The organism is Pedobacter heparinus DSM 2366 (assembly GCF_000023825.1).
GTDB lineage: Bacteria > Bacteroidota > Bacteroidia > Sphingobacteriales > Sphingobacteriaceae > Pedobacter > Pedobacter heparinus.
In genome coordinates, this window is record NC_013061.1 from 4,976,602 (window position 1) to 4,989,453 (window position 12,852).

Sequence of the window (12,852 nt, forward strand, 5' to 3'; positions counted from 1 at the left end):
TAGAATATTACAAAATAGAATCGTTATTAATAACTAAAGTTCGTAAATTCGCACAAAATTTAAACTATGATTTCTACTGATATAGCCATCATTGGCGCCGGACCTGTGGGTTTATTCGCGATTTTTGAAGCAGGTTTATTAAAAATGCGCTGTCATTTAATAGATTACCTTCCACAAGTTGGCGGGCAGCTTTCTGAGATATATCCTAAGAAACCTATCTACGATATCCCCGGCTACCCAACCGTTTTGGCTCAGGAGCTGATCGATAACCTGATGGAGCAGGCCAAACCTTTCCACCCTGGGTTTACATTAGGAGAGCGCATTGAAGGTTTGGAAAAACGTGGTGAGGGCGATTTTGTACTAACCACCAATATGGGTACCATTATAGAAGCTAAGGTAGTGGTTATTGCAGGTGGGCTGGGCTGCTTTGAACCCCGTAAACCAGCTGTAGCAGGCCTGGAACAGTTTGAGAACGGACGTGGTGTTAATTATATGATCCTGGACCCGGAAAAATATCGCGGACAAAAAATGGTAATTGCGGGTGGTGGTGATTCTGCACTGGACTGGACCATTTTCTTAGCCGATGTGGTAGATGAGCTGACTTTGGTTCACCGTAGTGAAAGCTTCCGTGGTGCACCTGATTCGGTAAACAAAGTAATGGAGCTAGCCGAAAGCGGACGTATCAATCTGGTACTTAACAGCAACCTGAATTCAGTAAATGGAAACGGGAAACTGGAAAGTGTAGAACTGATACACAACAAGAGCCTAGAAACCACTACAGTAGCTGCCGACCACCTGATCCCTTTGTTTGGATTAAGCCCAAAATTAGGCCCTATAGAGCAATGGAACCTAAACATAAGCAAAAGTGCTATTGAAGTGAATACAGATGATTACTCAACCAATATTCCAGGTATTTATGCAATTGGTGATATCAACACTTATACCAACAAACTTAAACTCATTTTATGCGGCTTCCATGAAGCTGCACTGATGAGCCACAGTGCTTACCAATACATGAACCCCGGAATTAAATACACGATGAAATACACCACTGTTAACGGTGTATCTGAGTTTTAAAACATGGAAGAAAACAACATTACCCTGCACGTACAAAATCCTGATGGCAGCCGTACTACATTAGAAGCACCTGTGGATATGGGCTTAAGCCTAATGGAATATCTTAAAGCTTGTGAATATGATATTCTTGCCACTTGCGGTGGTATGGCACTTTGTGCTACCTGCTGTGTAGACGTGCTAGAAGGTGAAGATAAATTAAATGAAATGAGCGATGATGAATATGCCATGCTGGATACTTTACCAGATGTGCTGCCAAATTCGAGACTGGCCTGCCAACTACAGCTGAACCCTGCAATGGACGGGCTTGTTGTAAAGCTGCATCACGCCGAATAAATACTATTAATTATTATCAGAGGCAGCTGCTATTGTTTTTATAGGGCTGCCTATTGTTTTATATTCGCCCTCACCTTTAAGGATGGCCAGCATTTTATTGTTGTTATTTAACAGACTTTTTGCTGCATTCAGCTCCTTATCGTACTGAAACGCCTGGATCACTTTACCCTTTTCATAGTAGTAGCGGCTTACGATCTGGGTTTCTAAAACTCTTTTGATCTCTGCTTTATAGGTAGTCAGGTCTGTTTTTCTGGCACCAAGCATTTTTTCTTTTAAATCTTCAAGGTCGGCCTTAACAAGCGTCAGTTTATTCTCTTTTTCTGCCTCTGTTCTCAGGTCAGACAATAAGCGTTCTGTACGTGAGGTGTATGAGTAATCCCGTCCTGCCATGGTATTTACAAAAGCGGCATAATCGTTTTCCGTAAGCTGAAAAGAAGCTGCCGGAGCAATTTCTTTATTGTTCTTTTTATAATTATTGGCATAATCAAAAAACAGGTTCTTATTCAACAGTGAAATGGTTACCGGGCTAAGCTTAGGGCTATTTACCAGCACATCAGGATAAATGCCATTTCCGTCATATACATTTCTCCCGGTTTTTGTACTGAATTTACTCATCAGCGAATCTGCAAATTTGAGTGTTTTGCCGTTGGCATCCTTATGCGCATAGTCAAGCGCCTGGATGCACCTGCCCGAGGGGGTAAAATATTTGGCTACAGTAACCTTAACAAGGCTGTTATAAGGCAGGTTAAAGGTTTGTTGAACCAGCCCCTTTCCATAGCTCCTCTGTCCAACAATTATAGCCCTGTCGAGGTCCTGCAGTGCTCCAGCAACAATTTCAGAAGCCGAGGCAGAAGATCCACTGATTAACACCACCAGTGGAACGTTTGGAAATAAGGGCTGGTTAATTGTTTTATAGGTAATGGTTTTTTGCGGATTTCTTCCTTTCTGGGTCACGATCAGGATATCCTTATCCACAAAAATGTTGACAATTTTAACAGCTTCCTGCAGTATCCCCCCACCGTTGTATCGCAAATCGAGGATCATACCCTTAGGCTGCTGTCTACCCAATGTAACTGCAGCATCCTTAACCTCCTGAGCAGAGTTTTCAAGGAATTTATCCAAACGGATATAGGCAATATTATCTGCTGTCATGCCGGAGTAGGCAACATTGGGCTGTTTGATTTCATCACGGGTCAGGTTTTTGGTAATCAAGGTACCTTCCCTAATGATCAGGAGTTCGACAACAGAGCCTTTTGGTCCCCTCAGCAACTGGCTTACCTGCGCCCGGTCTTTCCCCTTAACCTCATTACCATTAATTTTTACAAGTTGATCGCCAGGTTTTACTCCCTGTTTATCGGCCGGATAGCCTTCATTAACCTCATTTACAAATAACTTACCCTCAATAAAAATGGTGCTGGCCCCAATGCCACCGTATTGAGTACTCACGTATTTCAGCTTATAATCTTCTACTTCTGATTCAGGAACGTATTCTGTATAAGGGTCCAGATTTTCGAGCATCGCATCAATGCTGCTGCGCATGAGGCTGGAAGGGTTTGTTTCCTCTACATAATTGATGTTTATTTCTTTATATAAAGAAGCAAAAATGTCCAGATTCTTTGACACCTGAAAAAGGTCTTCCTTAAAAGACCAGGTTATAGAAGCAAAGGTAATAAGGAGAGCAACTGCGGCAATTTTGTATATTTTCATCGTAAGCAGATGGGGTTCATCAATCCATTGAAGTAAATTTACAAAAAAGCCTCGTATATCAATAAAAAGGCAGCAAATTAAAGCCTGTTCCCTTCCGGATCCGCTAGCGCCTTGTTAATCGTAAACTCAACATAAGTGCGGTCCCTTTTTACCAGGCCCATCAATTGTGTTACGAGCTGATCTTCCTGACCAGGGCTAAACGACAGGTCTACTGCAGCCAGATCACGGTATTTTCTCAAAAATTTTATTTTAACCTTTTCCCAGGTTTCAGGAGTAAGCGTAAAACTTGCCATAATATGTACTTTGATGCAAAAATAGGAAAATTTATGAGAGCAAAGCACCCATTTTTTATAACAAAAAGCCCGGACTTTACGCTGTCCGGGCTTAATTTATATAGCTGTAACCATTTTTATTTAGGCCAGTTCATTATTTTTTCTCTACTACACCAGATGACTTACTTTCCTGGCTATCTATATTTAGCGTTGAAACAGAATAATATCCAATTGTGTTAATTGAAATGCTATTCCCTTTGGTTATCGTTAATACTTTCCCTTCTTTCTTTAAATCAGAAAAATAATACACAACTGATTTCACATTTCCTGTAACATTCCATTTCAACTCCCCATTTTCTATCCTAACATTTGTAGCTTCAGCTGGGGCTGCAGCAACATTACGACCTAAAAATGGCATAACAGCAGGGTCTTTGTAAATAGCGGCGAGCTTATCTGTAATGCCTACCTTATTCAAGTTAAGATATTTAGCACTGTACATTGCATTTCCTACAACTTTCTTATTTAACCTAGTCAGGTCAAATTGTCTTTGTAACTCTGATGATGACTGAAAAGCCGCCGGCGCAGTAGCATCTCCAAATCTATAATAGCCATGCCCCACCATTAAAGCTGCTTTGAAGCTGTTCTGAGACCATTCGGAAAGTCGCAATTGAAAATCGTTGTATTGGTTTCCTATTTCCTGATACAATTGAGGTATAACCACATCTACCCAACCTTCCTGGTTCCATTTTTTAACGTCGGCATATAGGGTATTAAAGTTTTTAGTGATTTCCGGAGCAGGTGAAACAGAAAATACTACTCCGGGTTTCGTAGCTACTATAATATCATATACACCTTTTATTGCCTTATTCACATTGTCCCTTCTAAAATCCTGAATATTGGCCATACCTGCACCGTACTTTGTAAAATCTGCCTGATCTGTAAACGTTTCGCCTTCCGGATAAAAGTAATCATCAAAATGTATCCCATCGACATCGTATTTTGTGATCGTTTCTTTAACAATATCAACCAGTCGTTGCCTCACTTCGGGCAATGCAGGGTTATAAATGCGTATGGTCGGAAAGTCCAGTACCCATTCTGGTTTAACAGAAGAATGAAGGGCCGGAAATGAGCTGGCAGAACTGGCACGAGTTGCTATCCGATATGGGTTCATCCAGGCATGAAACTCAATATCTCTGGCATGGGCTTCATCAATCATAAATTTAAGCACATCATACCCTGGGTCTACACCTCTTGTTCCAGTGATAGATGCGCTCCAGGGTTCATAGCTGGAATTATAAAATGCATCTCCCATTCCTTTTACCTGAAAATATATGGCATTGATATTAAGGCTCTTAAACTTTTCAAGGTAATCTATGTATTGTTGCTTCTGGCCAGCCATAGTATATACACTTTGTGGCCAGTCTAAACCATACACTGAGGCAATCCAAACCGCTCTCATTTCTTTTTTAGGAAAAAGAAGGCTTGTTTCTACTGGCGGATCAACAGGATCAGGTTTGGCGTCGTTACCACCTTTCTTACAGGCATTTAGAAGCAGTGCCAAGATCAGCACTGCCACAAGGTGTAAATGGTTCTTTTTCATTGATTTAAAGTTTTGTACTAATTTCAATTATATTATTGCTTAGTGTTCATTTTAAATGGGATAGATGGGTTAATCTAAAGCTACTTTCTTTTGAAATTCAAAAAACACGAATCCCGCATCACTTGCAGCAGCATATAGCATTAGAGATACATCATTACCCATTGCATCCTTTTTAACATAAAAACCTGTTTGCGATGCTGGTGAGGTATTTACAGGCCCCATTAAGGAGTACTCAAATACAGGTTTAACCAAAGCTTGTGCATTTAAGTTGGTTAAAGCATCTTTTACATTTTCGCCTTTTGTAATGTCATAAACAATAAAATTGGTAGCTTCCGCACCTGTTCTTGCTGCTGTGGTTACAATAAGGTAACGTTCGCCATTAAAGTAAACCACACGGGCATCTGAGCCTCTTACAGGAATGGCTGTCCTACTCATGGTAAATGCAGCCGTTCCTCCTTCAGACACCAATGCAACAGGCGCATCATGTCCTGTAAATAGGTATTCGCTAGTATTGCCAATTCGATTGTACGAGGTCCATGATCCAGCCGCTGCAACTGGAATTGCAAAAGCAATCGGATTGGTTACGGAGGTATAATTAGCAACATCAAATCTTAATATTTTAGTGCCTGCATTGTCTCCAAAAAAGAAATAGCCATTCCCTTGGTCATCTAAGCTCGCTGAAAAATTGTCGCCATATCTAACTCCGGCCCCGGTTATAGTTCCAACATTTATATTAGCAATTACTTGCGGAGCAAGGCTAGGATTAGTCCAGTGATAAATTTTTAAAGGGCTGCCAGCAGTATTACCAGATAGGTTTGCGATATAGGAATGTCCATTTACCTGGGCCGCCATATTAAGGGTGAAGGTCCCTAAGGTAACTCCGGTTATATTTAACGGAATTTTATTGATTACCCCAGCTTTCAGTTCCGACACATTTAGCAGATGTGGGGCTTCTCTTCTAGGAATTAAAACTTGTTGTCCGTCAAACCCACTACCTCTGGTTAATGCACCTGTAAAGGCATCGTAAATTGGGTTTCCTAATGGGTTACTTGTAAAATCATAAGTAGTTTTATTTTCAAAATCAGCACCAAACACGGGCACTTTTAATCTCAACTTCACTAAATACTCGCGGTAACGAGGCGAATTTAAAACTTTAAGTACAATCACTTTCTCCGTTTGTCCCTCTTCAAATGTAACGGGGTACGTTTCTTGATTTAATTTAGCACCAGGAGATAGATCTGCCTCAAATTTAAGATTTGAGAAATCTGTGCCTGGTTCTATTCTGGGGAATGTCACTGTCTTGGTATTTTCATCAACAACCCCCTGCAACACGGTAGCCCCGTTTGCTCCGGCATTCATTAATTTAATTGAATTTAAAACAGTCATATTGGATGATGTATCAGGTGCTACCGGGTAATCATCTTTACATGAGGCCAGGATCAGCAGCCCCATAAAGGTTGCTAAAAGTCCTGTTTTTGAAGTTTTATATGTTAGTTTCATTTTATATCTGTCTATTTTAGAAATATAGATTTTAAACCTTTAGTTCTGCGGCCAGCCTTGTGTCTGCGTCAATTTATATCCTTTGGCAGCATAATCGTCCATTTGAACCAAGCCAACAGGAGTTAAATATGGATTGATATTTGGTTGATTCAGAAATGGCAAACGGCCCTTATTTATAGTATTTTTATAAAAACCTTTCATGGCTGCCGCATTGGTTCCATTGTAAACGGTTTCTGTTCCATTTAAATCTACAACAGAAACAATCCCTATATTTGCTGCAGTTAATGCGCCAGGAAGTTGTGTCGGAAAATTAACCCATCCACCCGATAGTAAATCAGTGTTAAGGCTATTATCCATATACTGAAGTTTGGACCATCTCTTTAAATCTGCCAAACGAAAAATTTCGAACGCAAACTCCATTCTGCGCTCTCTTCTGATCTCCCATATTAAAGAAGACACATCGGGATCTCTATCCGGATCTGTTGGAAGAGCTGCTAAACTCAGGTTCGTTGTTTTAACTACACCCCTGGTTATCGCCTCTGCTGCCAAAGGCCTGCTCCTGATCTTGTTAATTGTTTTATCTATATCATTTTGTACTAACGCTGTACCACCAATAGTAGCTAGTTCAGCTTTGGCTTCAACCCAGTTCAGCAATACTTCTGCATAACGTAATACCGGGGCATCCGTTTCATTTTTATCACCAACAAATTCTGGAGGCATACCCAGCAGGTCTACTTGTGTGCGTTTCTCTACATCCCGTGGCAAAAACTTGGTGATGTAGTAAAAAGAGCCCTTATTGAGCAGACTGGGTTTACTATAAAAAGTTGCTTCAAATCTGGAGTCACGGGTTTTTATCAGGTTATCCAGATTAAAATCCTGTATTGCAGAACTTGCATTTTGCCATACCCCGCCAGTATTAAGAATATAGGATTTAATTAAATCGGAAGTGGGGCCATTAGTTGTAGACTCTGCTAAATTACCATAAGATGCAATTGCATGGGTAACTCCGGCAGCAGGATCGTAATTTCTATACAAGATACACTCTTTGTTTCCTTTTAATTCTTTAGAAGTAAACAGTGTTTTATAATCAGTAGTAATGTCATACTTACCGCTTGAAATGACCATATCGGCAGCTTCCACGGCAAGATCTAAAAACTTTTTGGCGCGTTCATTACTCTTGTAATAATATTTTTGCCAGGTACCTTCAATTAATGCCAATCTGGAAACAAAACCTGCTACAATATATCTGTTTAAATTTTGATCCCCATCATTTAAACGAACATTTTGAAGTGCAAATTTCCAATCGTCATACGCACCATCCATTACTTCATTGCGTGGTGTTCTTGCTTTATACAATTCACCAAGCTCTGTATTTTGAATTTCCCGTGTATAGTAAGGCACATCTCCGTAGGATTGTACCAGTTCTGAATACCTAAAACCTCTGAAAAACCGTCCAACACCTGTCCAATGTGCCTTCGCTTCAGTCGACAAAATGCCAGACATTTTAGTTTCTATCCGGTCTAACATGATGTTAACAGAGCGGATAGTCGTATAACTCCAAATAGAACTGTTAGGTACCGAACGTGTAAAGTTCGGTTGATTTCCCTGAACAACCATATCATCGCTATTGGTATAACCTACCAAGGGTGCACCAGTTGTCGTAAAGCCATTTCCATAACCGTCAAAAAAATCTGTATAATATTTGTTTGCGTAAAGACGGAGTTTTTCTTCGCTCGTCCAGGCTGTCTCATCCGTTTCGGAGGTCAAAGGTGGCCTGTCTAAAAATTTCTTACAACCAGAAAAAACGATCACTAAAAAGACGAATACTATTTTAAATGCTATTTTCATTTCTTTCTTCCTTTAAATTAAAAACCAATTTGAAGTCCTGCAGAAGCCGATTTAAATGCAGGATTTGAGGTACCTGTACGGCCTAAATTATAATTTCCTTCAGAACGTAATATAGAATATCCTGAAATAGCTTCTGGATCAATCGGCAATCCTCTCAAATTATCAAACGTAATAAAGTTCTCCAGGGAAATGTAAACCCTTGCATTAGCGAGCTTAATTTTCTTAAGCACTGAAGCAGGCAGGTTATACCCGAAAGTAATGTTCTTTATTTTTAAATAAGACATGTCCAGCATATATTTACTTTGAGTTCTCATCACATATCCTTCATTGGCACCGTTCATATTCCAGGCCCTTGGATAAAACGCTCCAGTACGATCAGGTTTCCAGTAATCCCCGGCAATTGCTTGTGGCATTGCGCCCTCTTTGGCGAAATATCCAGGTATAGCCAACTGTCCGCTACCCCAAATTTTTCTTTCACCCACGCCTTGAAAGAAAACGGATAAATCAAATCCTTTGAAGTCGGCACCTAAACGAAAGCCATATTGGTACCTTGGTGTGATATTTCCAATTACAACCCGATCACCAGGATCACCATTGGTGCCTTTTCCGGCATCGATGTAGCCATCCCCATTCAAATCCTTAAACTTCACATCTCCAGGGCTAATCAGCAAGGTCTGGTTACCATCTTCAAAATAGGTCTGATAAACAGGATTATCCCCAGCAAGTTTATTAGTTGTTTTACTGGTTCCATTATATACAATATTGGTTTGCACAAACTTACCGTTAGCATCATACACGAAATCATCCGCTTGAAATAACCGGTCGGTTACAAAACCATATACATCACCATATCTTCGTCCTGTAGAAAAAGTTGAACTTAGAAGTCTATTTTCCCAGGAATTTTTATAATCAGGGCCTTTTGTAATAATAGTCACAGCGTCAGAAAGATTAGCATCTATACTTAAGCGGAGCCCATTATCGAATTGATGGTTAAAATCTATATTCAATTCCCATCCCCGGGTTCTCAAGTTTCCATAATTACCCTCAGGGGCACTTGCACCAAAGGTAGCAGGCAGTGCATCACCTCCCATAATCATATCGTTGGTGTTCCGCTGAAACACTTCAGCTGTAATGCCCAACTTATTATTAAAGAATCGAAGATCAACCCCCAGGTTCATATGCTCAATATTTTGCCATGAAACGTCCCCCGAGACAGGGTCAGGTGTAGCCAAATAATAATAAGGGTTGGCAGAACTATTTAACCATGAGCTTTTGAATGGATCCATTACTGGTAAATACAGGGAATTAGGCACTAATTGATCTCCAATAGAACCCCAGGATGCACGAAGTTTGGCAAAACTCAATACAGGTTTTATCGATTCCATAAAATTCTCGTTAGATATAACCCAACCTCCAGAAACCCCGGGATATGATCTCCATCTCAAATGCGTTGGAAATTTCGAGCTCCCATCGCGTCTCAAAGTAGCTTCAAAAAGATATTTGTCTTTGTAGGCATAATTGATTCTTCCAAAAAATCCTGCTTGTGAATCCCAATTCGCACCTCCACCTGATTTTTCAGTTCCGCCAAGAGCAAAATTATATTGCGGATTGTCATTGTTTAATAAGTTACTTCTATAAGAGAATTGACTGGAATAGTCAAAAGCAACGATATTACTACCCAGCAAAAACTTGAATTGATGATTACCTAAATCCAAATTGTAATTTGTAAGCACATTAAATGTACTTCTTTTTGACCTATAATTATTTTGTGAGAAAGAAGTATTTGCCTTAAGGGTATGATCCGTTAACGGAAAACGATAAGCCGGCATGCCTCCTGAATCTGTAATATTGCCGTTTTCATCAACATACACTTGCCCGTTTGCGTCTCTAAGCGTCTCAACACCATACCAGGTAGTACGTCCCTGTACATAAGGAACAGAATAGGTTAATAGATTATTTTCTGTACTATATGCATAATCGGCTTGCACATCCCAGGCTTTGGTGATATTGATTGTAGTACCTAAATTCATATTCAAATACTTTTCATCACGGATCTGATCATTCGACATCCTGGCAGAAAAGGCAGGGTCTATAATATCTTCACCCTGCTCCTGCACACCTATTGGAAATAAACGACTCCAACGGTAAAGATATAACCAGGGATCTGCTGTAAAAGCATCTACATTTAATGAATAAGGATTCCGCTTTGTTGCATCTGCATACCTTACTCCACCGCGAACAGTTAAATAGTCAGTCGCTTTAGTGGACAAAGTTAATGCCGGGATAAATCTCCGGTAATCATCATGCTTGGCAGGTTTCATCATACCCTCTTGCCCCAAATACCCAACACTTAAATTATAACTTGTATTCCCGCTTTTCCCGTTTAAGCCAAGGTTATGAATTTGAGATAAACCATGATCTTTTATCATGGCTTCTACAGGATCATAAATTCTATAGCCGAATTTTTGGGCTCCGTCCCAAAACCAGTCACGACCATACACAATAGGGTCATTGTTGCCAACCACATCACCATATTTTGCCTGCCATTCTTTGATCTTACCGAAACTCGTTCTGTCTATACGCCAGAACCCCCCTGCAGGACCAGGTTGTTTCATGTTTTCATGAGCATCCAATGTATATTCCAAACCGTCAATTCCAGCAATATCAATGGGTTTAAATGGAGATTGCCATACAAAATTATTCGAGTAAGTAACCCTACTTCCATCTACCTTTGCCCCCTTTTTTGTCGTGATCAGGATTACGCCAAAAGCGGCCTTTGAACCATAAATCGCACTCGAGGCCGCGTCTTTTAATACGCTTATACTCTCTATATCATTTGGATTTACATATTGAATACTTGGAATTTCTACGTTATCGACTAATATTAGTGGACTGTTCGAACCTACGATCGATCCTATTTGGCCACGAATTTTAATAATCGGGTCTGATCCTACCTCGCCACTAGGCACAACTATTGAAAGGCCCGGAACTGCACCCTGCAAGCCTCTTCCTACATCGGCTAAAGGACGGTTGCCAAATACTTTCTCTACATTTACAGAAGATACCGCACCTGTCAAACTTTCTTTCTTTTGCGTGCCAAACCCTACCACAACCACTTCATCAAGCCCATTGTTATCAGCAACAAGATTTACATTAATTGTACTGCTGCTGCCAACATTTCTTTCTAAAGTAGTATAACCCACATAGCTAAAAACCAGGACATCATTTGCTGCAGCTTTAATGGCATATTTTCCATCGCCACCGGTTTGTGCAACCATGGTAGTTCCCTTAACCCGAATGGAAACCCCTGGTATAGGCCCGTCCGCAGACGAAACCGTACCTGTTATTGTAATTTGCTGGGCAATCGCCTGGACCGCCAGCAAAAATGTACTCAAGAACAGTATGAGTAATTTTTTTTTCATAAAAACGCAGATTTTTGGTTAAATAAATAGTTAAATAATTATTGTTCGATAATGATTAATTGTTCGGTTGTTGGTTTGGTACTGGCTTTTTATACTCGATTACAAATACCGCAATAACCCGCATAATTCGTAACCTTTTAGTAAAGAAAGGAAATGTTTTTTATATAATGCAATAAAAAGCAAACTATTTTAAAATATTTATGCAACAAATACCGCATAAATACGCAAATTTACGCAATTGATTATGCGATTTTTTATTTACAGTAACCAAAAATTTTATGCTCAAAAAAGAAAGGCACGACTTTGTAATGCGCCAGATCAACTTACACAACCGCGTACTTACATCTGACCTTGTTCAATTGCTCAATGTCTCTGAAGACACGATCAGGCGTGATCTTCAGGAGTTGGCAGACCAAGGCCAGCTTTCTAAAGTACATGGTGGCGCGCTCTCAAAATCTTATCAATCTTTTTTTGATGACAGTGACGTTTATGCCAGAGAGGCCAAGATCCTTATTGCGAAGAAAAACATCCCCTTAATAAAAGACGGAATGGTCATTTTAACGGGTGGAGGAACATCTATTATAGAGCTGGTAAAGCAACTGCCCGAAAATTTAAATGCGACTTTCTTTACCATCAGCCCTTTTGTAGCCATAGAGCTGGCAAAATATCCCCAGGTTGAGGTGATCCTTATTGGTGGTTTATTTTCTAAAAATTCGCAGGTAACTTATGGAGGGTATGTCATCAACCAGCTTTTAGAGATCAATGCCGATCTTTGCCTGCTGGGTACAAGTGCCATCCACCCGCAGGATGGATTAACCGACACCGACTGGGAGATCAATCAGCTCAAGAAAGCCATGTTCAGTTCCTCCAAGAAGGCTGCGATCTTATGTATTTCAGAAAAACTAGATACTTCATTAAGACTAAAGGTAGCTTCTCTGGATAATATAGATTACCTGATTACAGAGCTTGATCCCAGAGCCGAAGAACTTAATCCATATAGAGTAAAAACACTGCAGATATTATAGCATTAAGCAAACGCGGGTATCCAAAAAGATTGGATACCCGCGTTTTATTATAATAAAGCGTTAATTAT

Annotated in this window: 9 protein-coding genes; 3 read left to right on the forward strand and 6 right to left on the reverse strand. The window is 40.1% G+C overall.

Annotated features, from left to right (window positions below; genetic code table 11):
• The first annotated feature begins 66 nt into the window (after window positions 1–66).
• On the forward strand, window positions 67–1,077 hold the full coding sequence (locus tag PHEP_RS20540) for an NAD(P)/FAD-dependent oxidoreductase (RefSeq protein ID WP_015809918.1): 1,011 nt from the start codon (window positions 67–69) through the stop codon (window positions 1,075–1,077).
• A gap of 3 nt (window positions 1,078–1,080) precedes the next feature.
• Window positions 1,081–1,410, forward strand: a complete 330-nt coding sequence (locus PHEP_RS20545; protein ID WP_015809919.1) for a 2Fe-2S iron-sulfur cluster-binding protein — start codon at window positions 1,081–1,083, stop codon at window positions 1,408–1,410.
• Between the two features lie 6 nt (window positions 1,411–1,416).
• Here PHEP_RS20545 and PHEP_RS20550 read toward each other — a convergent pair whose 3' ends face one another.
• The 6 genes from PHEP_RS20550 to PHEP_RS20575 all read right to left on the reverse strand — a co-directional run bounded on the left by PHEP_RS20550 (window position 1,417) and on the right by PHEP_RS20575 (window position 11,759).
• Window positions 1,417–3,117, reverse strand: a complete 1,701-nt coding sequence (locus PHEP_RS20550) for a S41 family peptidase (RefSeq protein WP_015809920.1) — start codon at window positions 3,115–3,117, stop codon at window positions 1,417–1,419.
• Window positions 3,118–3,194: 77 nt separating this feature from the next.
• Window positions 3,195–3,410 carry a hypothetical protein gene (locus PHEP_RS20555; RefSeq protein WP_015809921.1) on the reverse strand — a complete coding sequence of 72 codons (216 nt, stop codon included), beginning with the start codon at window positions 3,408–3,410 and terminating at the stop codon, window positions 3,195–3,197.
• A 133-nt stretch (window positions 3,411–3,543) separates the two neighbouring features.
• Window positions 3,544–4,989, reverse strand: coding sequence for a glycoside hydrolase family 10-like protein (locus PHEP_RS20560; protein WP_015809922.1), 1,446 nt, complete (start codon window positions 4,987–4,989; stop codon window positions 3,544–3,546).
• A 69-nt stretch (window positions 4,990–5,058) separates the two neighbouring features.
• Window positions 5,059–6,489 (reverse strand): DUF4623 domain-containing protein, encoded by a 1,431-nt coding sequence (locus tag PHEP_RS20565; RefSeq protein ID WP_015809923.1) that lies wholly within the window; start codon window positions 6,487–6,489, stop codon window positions 5,059–5,061.
• A gap of 39 nt (window positions 6,490–6,528) precedes the next feature.
• Window positions 6,529–8,337 carry a RagB/SusD family nutrient uptake outer membrane protein gene (locus tag PHEP_RS20570; RefSeq protein ID WP_015809924.1) on the reverse strand — a complete coding sequence of 603 codons (1,809 nt, stop codon included), beginning with the start codon at window positions 8,335–8,337 and terminating at the stop codon, window positions 6,529–6,531.
• A 17-nt stretch (window positions 8,338–8,354) separates the two neighbouring features.
• On the reverse strand, window positions 8,355–11,759 hold the full coding sequence (locus PHEP_RS20575) for a SusC/RagA family TonB-linked outer membrane protein (protein ID WP_015809925.1): 3,405 nt from the start codon (window positions 11,757–11,759) through the stop codon (window positions 8,355–8,357).
• A 278-nt stretch (window positions 11,760–12,037) separates the two neighbouring features.
• Between PHEP_RS20575 and PHEP_RS20580 the strand changes: the two genes are divergently transcribed.
• Window positions 12,038–12,784, forward strand: coding sequence for a DeoR/GlpR family DNA-binding transcription regulator (locus PHEP_RS20580; RefSeq protein ID WP_015809926.1), 747 nt, complete (start codon window positions 12,038–12,040; stop codon window positions 12,782–12,784).
• Window positions 12,785–12,852: the final 68 nt, after the last annotated feature.

What these genes read in the sequence shown, in the direction of transcription:
- PHEP_RS20550 (WP_015809920.1), bottom strand. Translation starts at nt 3,117, where the DNA reads ATGAAAATATACAAAATTGCCGCAGTTGCTCTCCTTATTACCTTTGCT.
- PHEP_RS20565 (WP_015809923.1), bottom strand. Translation starts at nt 6,489, where the DNA reads ATGAAACTAACATATAAAACTTCAAAAACAGGACTTTTAGCAACCTTT.
- PHEP_RS20570 (WP_015809924.1), bottom strand. Translation starts at nt 8,337, where the DNA reads ATGAAAATAGCATTTAAAATAGTATTCGTCTTTTTAGTGATCGTTTTT.
- PHEP_RS20575 (WP_015809925.1), bottom strand. Translation starts at nt 11,759, where the DNA reads ATGAAAAAAAAATTACTCATACTGTTCTTGAGTACATTTTTGCTGGCG.
- PHEP_RS20545 (WP_015809919.1), top strand. Translation starts at nt 1,081, where the DNA reads ATGGAAGAAAACAACATTACCCTGCACGTACAAAATCCTGATGGCAGC.
- PHEP_RS20580 (WP_015809926.1), top strand. Translation starts at nt 12,038, where the DNA reads ATGCTCAAAAAAGAAAGGCACGACTTTGTAATGCGCCAGATCAACTTA.
- PHEP_RS20560 (WP_015809922.1), bottom strand. Translation starts at nt 4,989, where the DNA reads ATGAAAAAGAACCATTTACACCTTGTGGCAGTGCTGATCTTGGCACTG.
- PHEP_RS20540 (WP_015809918.1), top strand. Translation starts at nt 67, where the DNA reads ATGATTTCTACTGATATAGCCATCATTGGCGCCGGACCTGTGGGTTTA.
- PHEP_RS20555 (WP_015809921.1), bottom strand. Translation starts at nt 3,410, where the DNA reads ATGGCAAGTTTTACGCTTACTCCTGAAACCTGGGAAAAGGTTAAAATA.